We start from the raw sequence: 18,405 nt of genomic DNA, 5'->3' as shown, positions 1-18,405 counted from the left end.
TCCGGCAATCGTGTGATGTGTGAAGGGGGACGCATGGGGGACACGACGAGCCACTACTTCTACCTGAGCCACGTCCGCAGGACGGACGATCTGTGGGTCCGCGAGTTCTTCGGCGATCTGTCGCTCGTGGTGGCCGAACGCACCGAAGGATCCACGGAACAGGTGGGCGTGCTGCCCGACCGGCGCCCGGGCCCGCCGTCCGCCGACCTGATGGACCGCTGTCTCAAGCTGGTCGTACTGCATTCGTCGCGCTACTTCACCCGGGAGGACTGCACCCGGGAGTGGGCCTTCTTCCAACAGCGAACCGAGGTGCACTGGTCGCGCACCAAACGCTCGATGGACGTGATCGTCCCGATCATCTGGACCCCGATGCCGCCGGGCGTGGAGCGGATCGCACCGAGCGGGGACTGGCCCGCCGAGATCCGGGTCTCGTCGCCGACCTACGAGCAGGAGGGACTGCTGCACCTGCTGCGGTTCAAGCCGCGCTACCACCGGGAGTACGAGGAGGTCCTGCACGCCGTCGCCGACCGCCTGCTGTCCCCGTCGACCTCCCCCCGCGCCCGGGTCGCGCCGCCGGGCCACGGCCTCAACGGGCGGGCCCGGCCGGTTCCGGTCGCCGCGCCGCACCACACGGTGGATTTCGTGTTGTCCGCCCCGGGGGTGGACGAACTCCCGGCCGAGCGCACGAATCGAAGGTTCTACGGAGCCGATCCGCTCGACTGGGCGCCCTACGATCCCACCGAGACGGGGTCCCTGGTCGCGCTCGCCCGGGAGACCGCGGGCGAATTGGAGTTCACCTCGACCGTGCAGCTCCTCGACGAGACCCTGCCCGCGCTGACCGACCGGCGGCCGAACCCGAGACAGCTGACCGTGCTGCTCCTGGACGCCTGGATCACCCGGACGGCGGCCCTGTGTTCGCTGCTGACATCCGTCGACGACGCCGTGGTCTCGGCCGCCGTGCTGGAGCCCAGAGCACGAGACGACACGGAGTCCGCCGCCCACGCGGACGTGCTCGACGCAGCCCTGGATCGATGTCTGCCCCGACTGCGCGGCAAGTATCCGGTACAAAGCGGCTGTTGGGCGGTGCCCGATCGCGATCGCTTCACCCGCGCCCTGCGTGAGACGCTGGCACGGGCACAGAACGACGCCATGAAGGCGGACACGTACCGACGATCCCCCGTCATGCCGACCGGAAGTTTCGACAGGCTCCCCCTGCTTGGAGGTTCCTCCTCGTGAACCAGGACCCGGCCGCCCCCGAACCTTCGGCCCCCGGCACCGTGGTGACGTTCTACTCCTTCAAGGGCGGCACCGGCCGGACCATGGCGCTGGCCAACGTCGCGTGGATCCTGGCCGGGAACGGCCTGCGTGTGCTGACCATGGACTGGGACCTCGAAGCCCCCGGCCTGCACCCGTACTTCGGTCCATTTCTGGGCGACCGCGGCCTCGACTCCACGCCCGGCGTGATCGACCTGGTGCGCACCTTCGACATGCTCGAACCCAAACCGGCGCCCGAACACCTTCGCGAGTACGCCCGGGTCGACCGCTACGCGTCCTCGCTGCGCTGGAACTTCGCCGACGGCGGCTACATCGACTTCGTCTCCTCGGGCAAGCGCACACCGGAGTACTCCGAGACGGTCAACACCTACGACTGGCGCGGCTTCTACGAACGGCGGGACGGCAAGGAGCTGTTGCTCGCGCTGGGTGCGGACATCCGCGAGCACTACGACTACGTCCTGATCGACAGTCGCACCGGTTTCAGCGACACCTCGGGGATCACGACCCTGCTGCTCCCCGACGTGCTGGTGAACTGCTTCACGCTCAGCACCCAGGCCGTCGACGGTGCGGCGAGCGTGGCCCGAGACGTGCAACACGCGGCCCCCCGGGTGCGGATCCTGCCCGTGCCGATGCGGGTCGACTACTCGGAAATGATCAAGCTGGAGGTCAGCCGGGACTACGCCCGCCGCAGGTTCGAGCCCTTCCTGGCCCACCTCTCCGCCGCGGGGCGGGAGAAGTATTGGGCGGACGTGGAGATTCCGTACAAGCCCTTCTACTCCTACGAGGAGATCCTGGCCACCATCGGGGACCGCCCGCGCCAGGACACCAGCCTGCTGGCCGCGTACGAACGCCTGACCTCGGTGATCAGCCGCGGTCGGGTCGGGTCGCTCGTGGCGATCCCGGAGGAGCAACGACGCACGCTGCTGGCCCGGTTCGAACGGGTCCGCCCGCACGAGGCCGAGGCGGCCTCCGCCCGGGTCCGCATCGAGTACGCGCAGCGGGACCGGATGTGGGCGAAGTGGATCGCCGTGCAGTTGCGCGCCGTCGGGATGACGGTCACGCTGCGGGCCGCCGGCGTCGCGGTCGAACCGCCGCCGATGCCGGCGGGATCCACCGCGGCCGGCGGCGCGCCGGACGTGGTGATCGCGTTGTTGTCGCACGAGTTCGCGCTCACTCCGCTCGCCCGGGAGGTGCTGCAACTCGCCGTCGACACCAGGCCCGACGCGCCGCGGGTGATCAGCGTGCAGCCGCTGGAACCCGTGCTCGACGAACCGGTGTTGCTCAACCTGCCCGGCGCGACGCTGGTGGCGCTGAACAACCTCGGTGCGGAGGAGGCGCGTGCGGTGATCCTGGGCGCCTTCGCCCTGACCCCGCCCGATACGCCGGTGTCGCCCGACCCCAGGTTCCCGGGACGGGAGGCGAGGGTGTGCAACGCCCAACCGCGCTACGGCGTCTTCACCGGTCGCGACGAACTCCTGGAAAACCTTCGCGGCCTGCTCGGCGCCCACCCCCTCGACGGCACGAGCCCCCCCGGCGTCGCGCTGGTCTACGGCCTCGGCGGCATCGGCAAGACCCAGATCGCGTTGGAGTACGTGCACCGCTACGGCGCGCAGTACGACGTGATCTGGTGGATCGGCGCCAACCAGCACCGTCGGATCCCGCCGGCCCTGGCGGAGTTGGGCGACCACCTGCACGTGGCGGGTTCGAACGTCGCGGAACGCAGCCAGGCCGCGTTGATCGCGCTGGAGAGCGACGCCAACGGGCCGTGGTTGCTGGTCTACGACAACGCGGACAGCGAGGAGAATCCCGAGGGGCTGCGCCGCTACCTGCCGGCCCGGGGCCCGGGACATGTGATCATCACCTCCCGCGACGCGGCGGCCCGAGACGAATCGGAGCCCTTCCAGGTCGACGTCTTCTCCCGCCCGGAGAGCATCGCACTGCTCCGGCGGCGGGTCGGGAACCTGTCCGTACACGACGCGTCCGCGGTGGCCGCCGAACTCGGCGACCTTCCGTTGGCCGTCGAGCAGGCCGCGGCCTGGTTGCGGCAGACCGGCATGCCGGTCGACACCTACCTGGAGCAGGTCCGCGGCCAAGTGGGCCGCACACTGGCCGTGGTCGGGAACATGGGAGAGGGCACGGCGTCCTCCGACGGCACCCCGCTGACCGCGATCTGGCGGCTCTCGGTGAACCGCCTGAAGGCCGAACGGCCCGCCGCCGCTCGCCTGCTGGAACTGTGCGCGTTCCTGTCGCCCGAGCCGATCGCCACCCGACTGCTGTACGGCAACGTGGTCGGCAGCCACCTGGCGGAGCTGGAACCGGCGGTGCGGGACCCGATGGTGCTCGGCGACCTGATCCGCGACCTCGGCCACTACGCGTTGGCCCGGGTGGAACGCGAGACGGTGCAGGTCCACCGGCTCCTCCAGGCCGCGGTGCGGGAGTGGCTGGCCGAGGACGCCGAGACGTACGAGGCGACCCGGCACCTGGTGCACGAGGCGCTGGCCGCGGCCCGCCCGATGACCGGGGTGAACGAGGGCAGCGCCGAAGTCCGCGCGCAATACGCCGAGTTGTTGCCACACCTACAGGTCTCCGGAGCGATCGACAGCGCCGCTCCCGCAGTGCGCGAATGGATCGTGGGTCAGGTCCGGCACATGTGGCGCACCGGCGACCACGAGGCGGCGGTCGACCTCGGCGACGAGGTGCTGACCCGATGGCGGGAACGGATCGTTCCCGACGACGCGGACACCCTGCGGCTCGCCGCGCAGGTCGCGAACCCGCTGCGCTCGCTGGGGCGTTACCAGGAGGCACACGACCGGGACAAGGACACCCTGGGCAAACAGCGCCTGCTGGTCGAGCCGAACCAACGCCACATCCTGGTCACGGCCCGCAACTACGGCGCCGACCTGCGCGCCCTGGGCCGGTACCGGGAATCCTTCGAGCAGGAACAGAGCACCTACGAACTGAGCAAGCGCGCGTTCGGCCCGAACGACCCGGACACCCTCCGCGCCGCGAACAACCTGAGCATCTCGCTCAGCCTCGTGGGGCGCCCGATGGAATCGCTGCGCCTCAACGAGGAGAACTATCGTCGCCGCCGGCAGATCTTCGGCGACAACCACCCGGCGACCTGGCACTCGGCGAACCGGTTGGCGCTGGACCGCCGGGAGACCGGCGACTACCAGGGATCGCTGAGCCTGTTGCTGGACACGCGCGAACGGCAGGTCGCCAAGGAGGGCGAGAGCGGGGACGTGGTCCTGGTCACGGACCGGTTCCTGACCGTCACGCACCGGCGGATGGGCGATGCCGAAGCCGCCTTGACGCTGAGCCGGAACATCCTGACCACGCTGCGCAGCCGATTCGGCGAACTGCACCCGGACACGCTGGCGTGCGCGATCGGATTTGCGTGCGACCTGGCCACGCTGGGGCGCGAACACCCCGCCAACTACGCGGAGGCGGTGGACATCGCGACGGAGACCTACCAGCGGTACCGCGATCGGCTCGGGGACACGCATCCGTTCTCGCTCGCCTGCGCCACCAACCTGGCCATCTTCAACACGCTGTACGGCGAAGCCGCCCTCGCGCTCCGGTCGAGCACGGTGACGCTGGTCGCGATGGAGGACGCCCTGGGCGCGGACCACCCGATGACGCTGGCCTGCCGGACCACGCGTGCGGGTGCTCTCTCGGTCCTGGGCCGGCACGAGGAGGCGGCGGCCGAGGACGCCGTCGCCAACGCGGGATTCCGCCGGGTCTTCGCTCCCGATCATCCCCCGCGGGTGTTGTGCTCCGCCTACAACGCGGCGCTGGAGCGCCGACTGTCCGGAGCTCCGGGAGCCGAACGCGAGGTCAGCGAAGCGATGGCACGCGTCGAGTCCCATTCGGGCAGCCGACACCCCACGTACCAGCAGATGCTCCGGGGGCGCCGGATCAATTTCGACGTGGAGATTCCCCCGATCTGACCCACCCGCGCGGCGCGGGCGCGGAACGGCGTGGCCGCGCCCGGACGGGGGCGGACGGGCGGCGCGCGCACGCGAGCGGGATGGGCCTCGCCCCGGCGCCCCGGTCACCCCGCCGGGCCGCCCCGGTCACCCCCGCCCGGCCTGCCCGCCGGTCACCGCGGCGGGAGCAGGCCGGGTGGAGGTACTTCGAGGGGGCCGCTCCGGTACCTCGTCCGAGGCCCCCGACCCTCCGTCGGGACCGCCCCCGTCACCCCGCCGGGGCGAGGCCGGTGAGGCCCGATGGCAGGTCGCGGGTGTGCACGACGCCGAGTCGCTGCGTCGCCCGGGTCAGCGCCACATACAGGTCGGCAAGCGCGAACGCGGCCGGCTCCACCACGATCACGGCGTCGAACTCCAGCCCCTTGGCCTGCTTGGGGTCCAGCAGGACCAACGGCCGGGTGAGGTCCGGCTCGACGCCTCGTTCGGCGTGCGGAACCGCGGCCGCCACCGCATCGATCAGCTCGCGCGGCGCGATCACGGCGAGCCGCCCGTCGACCGGAGTGCCCGGCTCGCCGCCGCCGGTGCCTTCCCGCGTGCCCGGCTCCCGAGCGGCCGCCGGGTCGGCGACCCCCTCGTGGGCGACCGCCCACGCCACGGCCGCCGGCAGGTCCGCGGTGTGGAGCGACCACGGCTTCACGCCGGTCGAGCGCACCGATTTCGGCGGCTCGAACCCCGGGTGGGCGGCCCGCACGACCTCGGCCGCGACGTCCATGATCTCGGTCGGCGTACGGTAGTTCACGCCCAGCCGGACCCGTTCCCAGCGGCCCTCGACATACGGCACCAGGATGCGTTCCCACGACCCGCACCCGCCCGGCTCCGAGGTCTGCACGGGGTCGCCGACCAGGGTCATCGACCGGGTGGGGCTGCGCCGCATCAGCAACCGCCAGGCCATCGCGGACAGTTCCTGGGCCTCGTCGACCACGATGTGGCCGTACGCCCAGGTGCGGTCCGCCGCCGCGCGCTCGGCGGAGGTGCGGTGGTCGAGTTCCTCCTGACGTTCCGCGAGGCGCTCGGCGTCCACGAGGTCGTGGGCGCTCAGCACCTCGGACTCCTCGTCGTCGCGGTCCTCGAACTCCTGCGTGCGTGAGCCGTACGACAGGTCGAGCACGCCCTGCGCGTACGCGATCTGCCGGCGCCGCTCGGCCGCCGCCGCAGCCCGCGCCAACGAGTCGTCCTCACCCAGGAGTTCGGCGGCCTCGTCGAGCAACGGTACGTCGGCCACCGTCCATTCGTCGCTCGTCCAAGTCCCGAAGACCGGGTCGTACACGGCCGGACGCCGGACCGCCGCCGCGTCCTCCTCGGACAGGTACACGGGTTCGGCAAGGTAGTCCGCGACCAGGCCCTGCGGAGTCAGGCGCGGCCACAACTCGTCGACGGCCGCCTGCACGGCCGGGCTCTCGGCGACCGACATCGCCAACTGCGCGATCTCGCCCGGGCCGAGGAAGTTCGGCCCGCCGAACGGGTCCGCACCGAGCCGGTCGACCAACTGCTCCGTAAGGCCGTCGATCACGCGCGACGCGAACGCCGCCCGGGCGAGGTTGTGTGGCAGCAGCGTTGCCCGCGCCCTGCTCCGGGCGGCCTTCGCGATGTCCGCGTCGAGGAACAGGTCGCCGTCGTCGTGCCCGATCACCAACGGTGTCGCCGGCACCGTCTGTTGGTCGGCCACGAAGCGGCCCAGCACCTCGGCCATCGCGGCCCGGCCCTTGACCTCGGCGGCCTCCGGGGTGTCCATGGCGGTCGCGGTGACGCCCGGGAACAGCTCGCCGGGCGTGGCGAACTGCACGCCCGTCTCGCCGAGCGAGGGCAGGACGTCCTCGATGTAGCCGAGGAAGGCGGGGTTGGGGCCGACCACGAGTACGACGCGGCGGGTCAGGTGCTCGCGGTTCGCGTACAGCAGGTATGCCGCGCGGTGCAGGGCGACGACCGTCTTGCCGGTGCCCGGGCCGCCCTCGACCACGAGCACGCCGCGGTGCGGCGCACGGATGATCCGGTCCTGCTCGGCCTGGATGGTCTGCACGATGTCGTGCATGCGCCCGGTGCGTGCCGCGTCGAGCGACGCGAGCAGGACCGCGTCGGCGTCCGAGCCCTCGAAGCCGGTGCGGGTGTCGTCGGTGAGGTCGAGGATCTCGTCGTGCAGCCCGGTGACCCGCTGCCCGGAGGTGGTGATGTGCCGCCGGCGCCGCAGACCCATCGGAGTGTGCCCGGTCGCCAGGTAGAACGGCCGGGCGAGGTCGGCGCGCCAGTCGATCACCATCGGGGTGTGCTCGGCGTCGTCGCGGCGGATGCCGATCCTGCCGATGTGGTGGTCGGCGCCGTCGCGGAACAACAATCGCCCGAAGCACAGGCCGTTCGCGCCGGCGTCGAATGCCGCGAGCAGACCCGAGTGCTCGAACACCGCGATGTCCCGCTCGACGCGCGCCTGCCGAGTGCCGTCGTGCTCGCGCCCGAGCGCGCTCGTCACGGCGGCCTCCGTCTGGGCACGCAGCTCCGCGAGGCGTGCGTACAACACATCGACGAATTCCTGCTCGTGTCGCAATTCGGCGTTTGACAATTCGACTCCCGGCCGGATACAATGTCGTCATTCAGCTTCCCGAATACTGTGAACAACCGGTATTCAGAACCATCCAATATACCTCGTGCAAAACCCCGGATGTCAAGAAACCCCGAGCGTCTCGACGCTCGGGGTTTTCTCGTTGTCTCTCGCGTCATTGCCCGGCGCGTCCTAACCTCTCCGCATCCTTGTTCCGGTAATGGAATCGACTCGCTTGCGGGCCGCGAGCGAATTGCCCGAATACCCGCGGGCGCACGGCTCGGCCGGTCGTCGCGTCCATCGATTCGGCCGGACTGCGCGAGCGCATGTCGGTCCAATTGGTCTCGACGTCGGCCGGACCGTGGGAGTCCCCGAGACCGTCGCCGGCCCGGATGCCGCTGGTGTGGTTCGGCAACTGCCGTACGGTGACGGGTTTGAACGACCCGTCGAGCAGGCCCGGGAGGTAGTGCTGTAACGACTCACTCGGACCGGTCCGGCCGTCCGCATGCCCGGCGTCGGGAGCATCCCCACGAAGGTCCGCGAGTGTCGGAGCCCGCGATTCCAACTGTTCCGTTTGCTGTTCCGGTCGTCCCGAACGACGCTCGGACAGCCGTTTGACCAGGGCGGACGGCCGCCGGGCTGTTCGGAACGGGCCCGGGCCGTTGTGGGCGCCGGGCCCGCTCGCCCAGGCTCTGTCGTGGCCCGCCGGGCCGAGGGCATTCCGGTTCGACCGCGTCGAGCAACGGCGACGCGGCGTCAGCGAAGGAGAAGATCCATGACCAAGTTCACGCGAGCGATCGCCGATCGCCTGGTGGAACGGCTCGTTCCCGCAGGTACGGCCCACGCGGTCGCCTGCCACAAGGCCGGTTCGAAGTGCATCAACGGCAGCTGCGCCGGCCAGAGCAAGTACACCCAGTACCGGATGAACTGTGACGACGGCAGCTACTACTACGCATTCGGCCACTGCGGCTGCTGACGCCGGCCGGTCGGAGGAGTCCTCGGGCACGGGGGCGGACTCGGTCCGTACCGCAGGAGTGAGGGGGCGTCGGTGGTCTCCACGCGGGTCCACCGGCGCCCCCGATCCGTTTCCGGGGGTGCTGTCCCGTTCTTGTTCTCGACTCCCGTTCACGCCCTGTGTCAGGTCTTTGTCCCCGTCCCTGTTCTCGCTTCGTGGGCCGACCGGCCCGACGGCGTCGAGCCGTCACGATCGAAGGGTGGCCTGCGCCATGGAACTCGCCGCGATGTCCTGCCGGGCCCTGCTGTGGGTCGTTCTCGCGGTCGCGGTGGTGAGCAAGCTCCACTCCGCGCGATCCTTCGCGGCGTTCGTGCGCTCGGTCCGGGCGTTCGCCGTGGTGCCCGCCCGCCGCGCCCGTGCCGTGGGCTGCCTTGTCGTCGGGGCGGAAACCGCCGGGATCGTGTTGTTGTCGTCGCCGGGACCGGCGGCGTTCGTGGGATTCGTGCTGGTGGGCTGCCTGCTCGCGGTGTTCACCCTCGCGATGGCGGTGTCGCTTCGACGCGGCGTGCGGGTGTCCTGCCGCTGCTTCGGGGCTTCCGCGATCGACACGGGCCCGCTCCAACTCGGTCGCAACGGCTTCCTGATCGTCGTGGCGGCCATCGGCGCGGTCGGGGCGCCCCACGGCCTGCCGGACGCCCCCGGCGGCCTTGCGGTCACCATCGGCATCGGCCTGATCACGGGCGTGACGGTGACCGTTCTGGACGACGTATCCGAGTTGCTGCGCGACGCCTTCCCCGTCGCCGCACGGAAAGGGCAAGGGTGACCATGCCGTATCTCATCGCGGCCGTCGTGCTCGTCGGCGCGCTGTGTCTGCTCGACCTCCTGCTGACCGTGGGCCTGGTTCGAAGACTGCGCACGCAGCAGGCCCAGGGCCCGCGCCGGTCCCCGGACATGGTCGACGACGAAGGCATGTTGCCTCCGGGCGCCCTCGTGGGGGCCTTCGAGACCCGCACCGTCGACGGCGGACCCCTGCACAGGCGCGACCTTCGCACCGGGACCGTCGTGGTGTTCATGTCGCCCGGATGCCCGCCGTGCCATGAGAAGTTGCCGCGGGTGGCGGCGGCGCTGCGGGCAACTTCCGCGGATGCGGCCGTTGTCGTCGTCGCGGGCGGACGGGCCGCGGATCCGGACACCCGGCAGATGATCGAGGAACTGGCACCGGTCACCCGGGTCGTGCACGAATCCGTCGATGGACCCGTGACCGAGGCGTTCGCGGCCCGCGCCTTCCCGGTGATCTGCCGGGTGCGCGCCGTCGGGGACGAACTCGTGGTGGAGGCCGTCGGCGACCACGTGCTGCCGGCCCTCGTGCCCGCGGTCCCGTGAGTGCGGAGACGGCGTCGTCGCCGGGGTCGCGGCGGTTGGCCGCGGTGCTGCGATCGGCGACGGGACTGGCCTTTCGGGCGGCGCCCCGGCATCTGGCGGTCCTGACGCTGCTGACCGCGCTGGGCGCGGTGTTGCCGATCGCCGCCGCGTGGACCGTGCGGGCGGTGCTGGAGCGGCTGGCCGCGGGCGGCGGGGTCGAGGCGCTCCTCGTGCCGGCCGGGCTGCTCGCCACGACCGGAGTGGCCGCCGCTGCGGTGCCGCATCTGGCGCGGTACGTACAGGCGCAGACGCAGCGCGCGACCGCGCTGCGCGCCCAGGACTCCCTCTACCGAGCAGTCGACGGCCTGACCGGTCTGAGCAGGTTCGAGGACCCGAGGTTCCTGGACCGGCTGCGGCTGGCCCAGCAAGCCGGCGGCATGACGCCGATGCAGGCGGTCAACAGCACACTGGGGGTGCTGGGCGGGGTGCTCACCATCGGCGGTTTCCTCGGCTCGCTGATCGTCGTGAGCCCGCTCCTGGCCGCCGCCGTGCTCCTGGCCGGGGTGCCGGTGCTGCTCGGCGAGTTGGCGATGAGCCGGCGGCGGGCGGCGATGCTCTGGGACATCGGGCCCGCGGAGCGCCGTGAGATGTTCTACTTCCAAGTGCTGACCAACGCGCAGGCCGCCAAGGAGATCCGGCTGTTCGGGATCGGCGGATTCCTGCGCGAGCGCATGCTCACCGAACGACGCAGGGCCGACGCGGCGAAACAGGCGGTGGACCGCCGGGAGCTGACCATCCAAATCGGCCTCGGGGTGCTCGCGTCGGTGGTGGCCGGACTGGGCCTGCTGTGGGCGGTCCGGGAGGCGGGACGGGGCCGGATCGGCATCGGCGACGTCGCGCTGCTCGTGGCCGCACTGCCCGCCGTACAGACGGCACTCGCCGCGCTGGCCAACGACATCGCGGGTGGACACCAGGCGCTCCTGCTCTTCGACCACTACGTCGTCGTCCGGGAGACGGGGGACGACCTGCCGGTGCGCGCCCGCCCCGAGCCGGTGCCCGCGCTCCGGCACGGCATCGAACTGCGCGACGTGTGGTTTCGCTACGGCCCGGACCACCCCTGGGTGTTGCGCGGGGTGAACCTCACGATTCCCGCGGGCCGTTGCGTGGGCCTGGTGGGGCTCAACGGCGCGGGTAAGACGACGCTGATCAAGCTCCTGTGTCGGCTGTACGACCCGGAGCGCGGCCGAGTGTTGTGGGACGGCACCGACTTGCGGGCGTTCCACCCCGTCGAGTTGCGCAGGCGGATCGGGGCCACCTTCCAGGACTACATGGAATACGACCTCACCGCCGGCGAGAACATCGGACTCGGCGACCTGGACCGGCTGACCGAGCGGGACGCCATCGAACGCGCCGCGCGCCTGTCCGGCATGCACGAAACGATATCCCGCCTGCCCGACGGCTACCGCACCATGCTCAGCCGAATCTTCTTCTCCGAGGAGGACAAGGGCGACCCGGGCACCGGCGTCGTCCTGTCCGGCGGACAGTGGCAGCGCATCGCGCTGGCGCGTTCGTTGCTGCGCGCGGACGCCGACCTGCTGATCCTGGACGAACCCAGCTCCGGACTCGACGCCGAAGCCGAGCAGGAGATCCATCTGCGGCTGCGCGAACACCGAGCGGGCCGGACCAGCCTGCTGATCTCGCACCGGCTCGGCGCGCTGCGCGACGCCGATCCGCTGGTCGTGCTCGAACACGGTCGGATCGTCGAACAGGGCACGCACGACGAACTGATGCGCACGGGCGGGGCCTACGCCCGGTTGTTCACGATGCAGGCCGACGGCTACCGGCGCGGATCCGGTGACGTCCCCGACTCGCTCGTCTCCTGAGGAGGTACACCATGTGGCCGGTCGGCAGACGGCTGTTGCCGCTCGCGATCGTGGTGATCGGGACGCCCCTGTCGGCCGCCCTGGCGGCCCGGCGTCTGCTCGCCGTGATCACCGTCGCCGGCGCCAGCATGGAACCGGCCTACCGCAGCGGCGACCGGGTGCTGGTGCGGCGGTTCGGCCGGCGCGAGCCGGCCGGTTCGGTCACCGGTCGGGTCGTGGTCGCCACGTGGCGACCACCCTCGGGTGCGCCGCCGGGAGAGCCCGCGGCGCCGCACACGTCACCCGACGGGCGAGCCTGCGCGCCGCCCGATGCCCGCGGCCGGATGATCAAACGGGTCGCGGCCGGCCCCGGCGATCCGGTTCCCCGGGGCCTGGGCCCGGCCCTCGCCGCCGAGGCCGGGCGGCCCGTGCCGCCGCAACGGTTCGTCCTGCTGGGCGACAACGCCGCGCACAGCCACGACTCCCGCCACATCGGCTACCTCGAACGCGCCGACATCCTCGGGGTCGTGATCCGCGGGCTTGGACCCGGTCGCCGAGCCGGCCCCGGCGGCCGGCCGGGGCCGGAAGTGCCGCCCGGGCCGTCGGCCCGGGCGGGCGGGCTCAGGATCCGTCGGGGCGCAGGGCGCCGTGGGTGACCATGTCGATGGCGGCGTCGACGTCCGGGGTCAGCCAGCGGTCGTCGCCGAGGGCGGGGACCCGTTCGCGGAGTCGGTGGTGGAGCGCGTCGGTTGCCTTGGCCAGGGGCAGGTCGCCCATGGTGGGTCGGGCGAGGTCGATGCCCTGGGCGGCGAGCAGGAATTGCACCGCGAGCACGATCTCGGCGCGGGAGAGGTTGTCGTCGAGGTTGCGCACCGAGGCCATGGCCATCGTGTTGTGGTCCTCCTGCCCGAACTTCTCCGGGCGCGAGAGCACTCCGGCCGGCATGGCGCGGGTCTGCATCTCGGGGATCAGGGCCGCTCCCACGGTCTGTACCTGCACCAGGCCGGAGTTGAGACCGACCGGCGGGCCGGCGAGGTTGTCGGGCAGTCCGTAGCTCCACTTGGAGGCGATCAGGCGACCGGACAACTCGTGGGAGAGTACGGCGACATCGGTGATCTGGGCGTTGAGGGTGTCGATCGCGTGCCCGATCCGGGCGCCGTCCCAGTTGCCTCCCATCACGAACTCCCAGGTGTGGTCCGGGCGTTCGAACAGGAGTGGGTTGGACGTCGAGGCGTTGGCCTCGCGGGTGATGATGGTCTGGGCCTCGTCCAGTGTCTGGCGGGCGGTCGCGGTGATGTGCGGGGCGGCGCGGACCGAGACCGCGTCCTGCACGCGGGGGGACTTCTCGCCGTACCTCTCCCGGCCCTGTTCGGTCATCCAGGCGCTGTCCGCGGTGAGTTCGCGCAGCCGGGCGGCCTCGTGCTCCTGGGCCGGGATGCGGCGTTCGGCGTGGGTGCGCTCGTCCAGGGAACCGGCCTCGGCGCGCGTGGCCTCCAGGAACAGGGCGAATGCGCCGCGGAATTGGTCCAGGAACCGTTCGGCCCGGTCGACCGACGCCGTGTAGCGGGCCGTCAGCACACCGCTGCCGCTGATCAGCGGCAGCGTCTCGCCCGCCTCCAAGGGGAACTCGACCGGCAGACCGGCCTGGCGCAGGATCTCGGCCGCCCCGCGTGCGGGCCCCTCGCGCAGCCGGGCCGTGCCCGCGTCGCCGGTGAGCACGAGCCCCGCGGCGGCCATCGGCTGGAGGTCCCCGGTGCCCAGGGATCCGATCGATGGCATCACCGGGGTCACGCCCGCGTTGACCAGCGCCAGCATGCGTTCGACCATCTCGGGCCGCACCCCCATCCGGGCCCGGGCCATCGCGTTCGCCCGCAGCACCAGGGCCAACCGGGCGACACCGGGCGGGAGTTCCTCTCCGGTGCCGGCCGCGTGCGAGCGCAGCACCCGGCGTTGGAAGTCGCGCTGCTCGGCGTCGGTGAGGGGGCGGTCCTTGAGCGGACCCAGTGCCTGGTTCCAGCCGTACACGCGTTGGCCGCGGCTCAGCGCGAGCAACCCACCCTCGCGAGCCGCGCGCATGCGGTCGGCGGCGGCCGGCGCCAGTTGCACCGGTCCGGCGTTGCCGTGCAGCACCGCCCGCATCTGGGCCACCGTCAGGTGGTCCCCGTCGAGGGTGATTGCGACCGCCTTCTTGCCACCCGTGGGTGCGACCGCTTGCGCGGCGTGCCGGGGCGCGGGGCCGGCCGAGCCGGTCACCAGGGCCGAGGACACGGCGACGGCCAGGACGACTCCGGTCGAACGCCGGCGCCGCGCGGGGCCCGAGCGCCGGCGGGAGGCCGCCGCGTCGGGCCGGGATGCCGCACGGCGGAGAGAGAGAAATACGTTCACGTCATGGCCATCGACCGATCACCGGGATACTTGAATAGTCGGATGAACAGTGACATTCAGGACCGATCGCATCGCATGGGCACGGACGACCGAGGACGTCGGGCGGCGGCGCCGCCCGACGTCCCGACCGACTCAGCGGTGGGTGAACGACGGCGAGCGCTTCTCGGTGAACGCCGCCATGCCCTCCTTCTGGTCCGCCGTGGCGAACGTGGCGTGGAACAGCCGACGTTCGAAGCGCACGCCCTCGGCCAACGTGGTCTCGAAGGCGCGGTTGACGCTCTCCTTGGCCATCATCGCGATCGGGGCCGACATGCCCGCGATGGTCGCAGCCGTGGCCAGCGCCTCGGCGCGGAGGTCGGCGGCGGGGACGATGCGCGAGACCAGGCCGGCGCGTTCGGCCTCGTCCGCGTTCATCGTGCGGCCGGTCAGACACAGGTCCATCGCCTTGGCCTTGCCGATCGCGCGGGTCAGCCGTTGTGAGCCACCGATGCCCGGGATGACGCCGAGCTTGATCTCGGGCTGGCCGAAGACGGCGGTGTCGGCGGCGAGGAGGACGTCGCACATCATGGCGAGTTCGCAGCCGCCGCCGAGCGCGTAGCCGGAGACCGCGGCGATGGTGGGCTTGCGGACGTCGCCGAGTCGGTCCCACGCGGAGAACCAGTCGGAGAGGTAGACGTCCATGTAGTCGTTGGGCTGCATCTCCTTGATGTCCGCGCCGGCGGCGAAGGCCTTCGCGGACCCGGTGATCACCAGAGCGCCGACGTCCGGGTCGCGGTCGAGCGTGGTCGCGGCGTCGACGACCTCGGCCATCACCTGCAGGTTGAGGGCGTTGAGCGCCTTGGGACGGTTGAGCGTGATCAGCGCGGTGCGATCGTGACGCTCGACCAGGATGGTCTCGTACTCGGTCATGCCGGGTCGTTCCCTTCGCCGGTGGCGGTGGCGGTGTGGTCCCTGATGGTGTGGATGACGGCGGAGAAGTCGCGCTCCGCGCCGCCGTTCTCGGCGAACGCCGCGTACATCTCGGCCGCGTGCAGGCCCAGTTCGGCGGACACGCCGCCCGCGCGGATCGCGTTGGCGGCCAGCCGCAGGTCCTTGGCCATCAGGGCTCCGGCGAAGCCGGGTCGGTAGTCGTGGTTGGCGGGACTGGCCGGTACCGGTCCGGGCACCGGGCAGTTCGTGGTCAGCGCCCAACACTGTCCGGAGGCGGCCGAGGCGACGTCGAACAACGCCTGGTGGGAGAGGCCGAGGTGCTCGCCCAGCACGAACGCCTCGCTCACCGCGATCATCGTGGCGCCCAGGATCATGTTGTTGCAGATCTTCGCGGCCTGTCCGGCCCCGGGCGGTCCGCAGTGCACGACGCGGCGCCCCATCGCGGTCAGCACGGGCTCGATCGCGGCGAAGTCCGCGTCGTCGGCGCCGACCATGAACGTGAGCGTGCCGGCGACCGCGCCGACCACTCCGCCGGACACCGGCGCGTCCAGGGCGCGGCGCCCGGACGCGCGTACCGCCTCGTGCGCGGCGTGTGCGTCGGCGACGTCGATCGTCGAGCAGTCGACGAACACCGCGCCGGCGGGTGCGGCGGCCAGGAGGCCCTCCGGGCCCAGGTAGCAGTCCAGGACGTGTGCCCCGCCGGGCAACATGGTGATCACCACGTCCGCGCCGGCGACGGCCTCCGCGGGCGACCCGGCGATCCGCACACCGTTGTCCCGGGCCTGCTCCAGGGCCTGCGGCGCCGGGTCGAACCCGGTGACGACGTGTCCGGCCGCGACCAGGTTGGCGGCCATCGGGCCGCCCATGTTGCCCAGCCCGACGAACGCGACGGTGTCGGTCATCGGCCGGCCTCCGAGGTCGCGGACGCGAGTTCCAGGCTCGACGCACCCTCGGCCGGCGCCCGGAAGAAGCGGGCGACGTCCTCGGCCCCCACGGCCTCCAGCGTCGCGGGCGACCAACGCGGCGCACGATCCTTGTCGATCACCTGGGCACGGATGCCCTCGGCCAGGTCGGGCGCGCTCAGCGCCGCGCTCGACACCCGGTATTCCTGCTCCAACACGGCCTCCAGGGAGCCGAGTTCGCGAGCCCGGCGCAGGCTCGCCAGGGTCACCTTGAGCGCGGTGGGCGACTTGGCACGGATCTGCTCGGCGGCCTGCTTCGCCGCCGGTTCCCCGCTGCCCTGGAGGCGTTCGAGAATCTCCTCGACGGTGTCGCACGCGTAGCAGGAGTCGATCCAGGCGCGACGCTCGGCGAGTTCGCCGGCCGGGGCCGGCTCGGTGAACCGCGCGACGACCTCCGCCGGTTCGCGCGTGGCCAGCGCCTCGATCACCGCGTCGAGCCGATGCGAGGGCACGAAGTGGTCGGCCAGGCCGCAGGCGATGGCGTCGCCGGCGCCGATCGAGGAGCCGGTCAGCGCCAGGTGCGTGCCCGACTCGCCCGGAGCCCGGGCGAGCAGGTGGGTGCCGCCGACGTCGGGAACGAACCCGATTCCGGTCTCCGGCATGGCGACCGTCGAGCGCTCGGTGACGATGCGCAACGCACCGTGCGCGGAGATGCCGACCCCGCCGCCCATCACGATGCCGTCCATGACGGCGATGTACGTCTTGGGGTAGCGGGCGATGCGGGCGTTGAGCCGGTACTCGTCGCGCCAGAAGTCCAGGCTCGCGGTGCCGCCGGCGACGGCGTCGGCGTGGATGGCGCGGATGTCGCCGCCCGCACACAGGCCGCGCTCGCCCGCACCGGTGATCACCACCAGCCGTACGCCGTCGTCGTGTTCCCACGCGGTGAGCGCGGCGTCGATCCGCCGAACCATGTCGTGGGTGAGCGCGTTGAGCGCCCTGGGCCGGTTCAGCACGATCCGGCCCATGGCCGCCTGCCGGTGGGTCTGCACCGGGTCCTGCTCGGGGGTGGGGGTCATCGGGCCGCTCCGATCAGTCCGCGCGCGACGATCACGCGCATGATCTCGTTGGTTCCTTCGAGAATGCGGTGCACCCGCAGGTCGCGCACGATCTTCTCGATGCCGTAGTCGGCGAGATAGCCGTACCCGCCGTGCAGTTGCAACGCGCGGTCGGCCACCGAGAAGGCGGTGTCGGTGGCGAACCGCTTGGCCATCGCGGACAGTTGCGACGCCCTGGGATCGCCCTCGTCGAGCGAGGAGGCCGCGTGCCACACCAGCGTGCGGGCCGCTTCGAGCTCGGTTGCCATGTCCGCGAGTTGGAAGCGCAGAGCCTGCGCGTCGATGAGCCGCGAGCCGAACGCCGCACGGTCGGTGAGATGGCGCACGGCGGCGTCCAGCGCGGCCTGTGCGCCGCCCAGCGAGCACGCGGCGATGCCGATCCGGCCGCCGTCGAGGGCACCCATCGCGATCCTGAACCCGTCGCCCTCGGCGCCGAGTCGGTGCGTCGCGGGCACGCGCACGCCGTCCAGGACCACCTGGCGGGTGGGCTGCGCATGCCAGCCCATCTTGCGCTCGTTCGGTCCGAAGGACAGCCCGGCGCTGTCGTCCTCCACGATGAACGCGGAGATCCCGTCGGCGCCGTCCGCTCCGGTGCGCGCCATCACCACGTACACCGCGGAGGATCCGGCGCCGGAGATGAACTGCTTGACCCCGTGCAGGAGATAGTCGTCGCCGTCGCGGGTCGCGCGGGTGGTCAGCGCGGCGGCGTCCGAGCCGGCTCCCGGCTCGGTCAGGCAGTAGCTGGCCAGGTCGTGCATCGAGCACAGACCCGGAAGCCAGCGTGCGCGCTGCGCCGGCGTGCCGTGCCGGTCGATCATCGAGGCGACCATGTTGTGGATGGAGTAGTAGGCGGCGATGGTCGGGCAACCACCGGCCAGCGCCTCGTAGATCAGTGCGGAGTCGAGTCGGTTCAGCCCCGAACCGCCCCGATCCTCGCCGACGGTGATGCCACCGAGGCCGAGATCGGCGCCCTTGCGCAGGACGTCGACGGGGAAGTGGCCGGTGCGGTCCCATTCGATCGCGTGCGGGGAGAGGTGTTCGCGGGCGAAGTCCCGGGTGGTCTCGACGATCGCGAGCTGGTCGTCGGTGAGTGCGGTCAT

General features: G+C 71.7%; 13 protein-coding genes. 7 read left to right on the top strand and 6 right to left on the bottom strand.

Annotated features, from left to right (window positions below; all coding sequences use genetic code 11):
* Positions 1-33: 33 nt before the first annotated feature.
* Together fsxC and fxsT are read left to right on the top strand one after the other, a co-directional pair.
* Positions 34-1,236 (top strand): FxsC protein, encoded by a 1,203-nt coding sequence (gene fsxC / locus ACFZBU_RS12920; protein WP_391583555.1) that lies wholly within the window; start codon positions 34-36, stop codon positions 1,234-1,236.
* Positions 1,233-5,225, top strand: coding sequence for an FxSxx-COOH system tetratricopeptide repeat protein (fxsT, locus tag ACFZBU_RS12915; RefSeq protein ID WP_391583554.1), 3,993 nt, complete (start codon positions 1,233-1,235; stop codon positions 5,223-5,225). Before fsxC ends, fxsT begins: the two co-directional genes overlap by 4 nt.
* A 247-nt stretch (positions 5,226-5,472) precedes the next feature.
* Here the strand turns inward: fxsT and ACFZBU_RS12910 are convergent, their stop codons facing one another.
* Entirely contained in the window at positions 5,473-7,800 is a 2,328-nt protein-coding gene (locus ACFZBU_RS12910; RefSeq protein ID WP_391583745.1) for a HelD family protein, read from the bottom strand.
* Between the two features lie 769 nt (positions 7,801-8,569).
* On the opposite strand from ACFZBU_RS12910, the gene ACFZBU_RS12905 reads away from it, so the two are divergent.
* The 5 genes from ACFZBU_RS12905 to ACFZBU_RS12885 all read left to right on the top strand — a co-directional run bounded on the left by ACFZBU_RS12905 (position 8,570) and on the right by ACFZBU_RS12885 (position 12,629).
* Entirely contained in the window at positions 8,570-8,770 is a 201-nt protein-coding gene (locus tag ACFZBU_RS12905) for a hypothetical protein (RefSeq protein ID WP_391583553.1), read from the top strand.
* A gap of 238 nt (positions 8,771-9,008) precedes the next feature.
* Complete coding sequence (locus ACFZBU_RS12900; protein ID WP_391583552.1) at positions 9,009-9,572, top strand: MauE/DoxX family redox-associated membrane protein; 564 nt, start codon at positions 9,009-9,011, stop codon at positions 9,570-9,572.
* 2 nt (positions 9,573-9,574) lie between these two features.
* A complete protein-coding gene (locus tag ACFZBU_RS12895; protein WP_391583551.1) occupies positions 9,575-10,132 on the top strand; it encodes a hypothetical protein in 558 nt (185 codons plus the stop codon).
* Positions 10,129-11,994, top strand: coding sequence for an ABC transporter ATP-binding protein (locus ACFZBU_RS12890; protein ID WP_391583550.1), 1,866 nt, complete (start codon positions 10,129-10,131; stop codon positions 11,992-11,994). The genes ACFZBU_RS12895 and ACFZBU_RS12890 overlap by 4 nt, the downstream gene beginning before the upstream one ends.
* An 11-nt stretch (positions 11,995-12,005) precedes the next feature.
* The gene (locus ACFZBU_RS12885) at positions 12,006-12,629 is read left to right on the top strand and encodes a S26 family signal peptidase (RefSeq protein WP_391583549.1); all 624 of its coding nucleotides are present in this window, start codon (positions 12,006-12,008) and stop codon (positions 12,627-12,629) included.
* On the opposite strand, the gene hutH is transcribed toward ACFZBU_RS12885, so the two are convergent.
* The 5 genes from hutH to ACFZBU_RS12860 form a co-directional block, all read right to left on the bottom strand.
* Positions 12,595-14,358, bottom strand: a complete 1,764-nt coding sequence (gene hutH / locus ACFZBU_RS12880; protein ID WP_391583548.1) for a histidine ammonia-lyase — start codon at positions 14,356-14,358, stop codon at positions 12,595-12,597. The two genes, ACFZBU_RS12885 and hutH, sit on opposite strands and share 35 nt — an antisense overlap.
* A gap of 132 nt (positions 14,359-14,490) precedes the next feature.
* Positions 14,491-15,267, bottom strand: coding sequence for an enoyl-CoA hydratase (locus tag ACFZBU_RS12875; protein WP_391583547.1), 777 nt, complete (start codon positions 15,265-15,267; stop codon positions 14,491-14,493).
* On the bottom strand, positions 15,264-16,190 hold the full coding sequence (mmsB, locus tag ACFZBU_RS12870) for a 3-hydroxyisobutyrate dehydrogenase (RefSeq protein WP_391583546.1): 927 nt from the start codon (positions 16,188-16,190) through the stop codon (positions 15,264-15,266). Before mmsB ends, ACFZBU_RS12875 begins: the two co-directional genes overlap by 4 nt.
* Entirely contained in the window at positions 16,187-17,266 is a 1,080-nt protein-coding gene (locus tag ACFZBU_RS12865; protein ID WP_391583545.1) for an enoyl-CoA hydratase/isomerase family protein, read from the bottom strand. The genes mmsB and ACFZBU_RS12865 overlap by 4 nt, the downstream gene beginning before the upstream one ends.
* Positions 17,263-18,405 carry an acyl-CoA dehydrogenase family protein gene (locus ACFZBU_RS12860; protein ID WP_391583544.1) on the bottom strand — a complete coding sequence of 381 codons (1,143 nt, stop codon included), beginning with the start codon at positions 18,403-18,405 and terminating at the stop codon, positions 17,263-17,265. The genes ACFZBU_RS12865 and ACFZBU_RS12860 overlap by 4 nt, the downstream gene beginning before the upstream one ends.

Source organism: Embleya sp. NPDC008237 (assembly GCF_042956465.1).
In the GTDB taxonomy this organism is placed as follows: domain Bacteria; phylum Actinomycetota; class Actinomycetes; order Streptomycetales; family Streptomycetaceae; genus Embleya.
This window is presented reverse-complemented; position numbering and strand designations above follow the sequence as displayed.

What these genes read in the sequence shown, in the direction of transcription:
- ACFZBU_RS12885 (WP_391583549.1), top strand. Translation starts at nt 12,006, where the DNA reads ATGTGGCCGGTCGGCAGACGGCTGTTGCCGCTCGCGATCGTGGTGATC.
- mmsB (WP_391583546.1), bottom strand. Translation starts at nt 16,190, where the DNA reads ATGACCGACACCGTCGCGTTCGTCGGGCTGGGCAACATGGGCGGCCCG.
- ACFZBU_RS12875 (WP_391583547.1), bottom strand. Translation starts at nt 15,267, where the DNA reads ATGACCGAGTACGAGACCATCCTGGTCGAGCGTCACGATCGCACCGCG.
- ACFZBU_RS12860 (WP_391583544.1), bottom strand. Translation starts at nt 18,405, where the DNA reads ATGACCGCACTCACCGACGACCAGCTCGCGATCGTCGAGACCACCCGG.
- ACFZBU_RS12895 (WP_391583551.1), top strand. Translation starts at nt 9,575, where the DNA reads ATGCCGTATCTCATCGCGGCCGTCGTGCTCGTCGGCGCGCTGTGTCTG.
- ACFZBU_RS12865 (WP_391583545.1), bottom strand. Translation starts at nt 17,266, where the DNA reads ATGACCCCCACCCCCGAGCAGGACCCGGTGCAGACCCACCGGCAGGCG.
- ACFZBU_RS12905 (WP_391583553.1), top strand. Translation starts at nt 8,570, where the DNA reads ATGACCAAGTTCACGCGAGCGATCGCCGATCGCCTGGTGGAACGGCTC.
- fsxC (WP_391583555.1), top strand. Translation starts at nt 34, where the DNA reads ATGGGGGACACGACGAGCCACTACTTCTACCTGAGCCACGTCCGCAGG.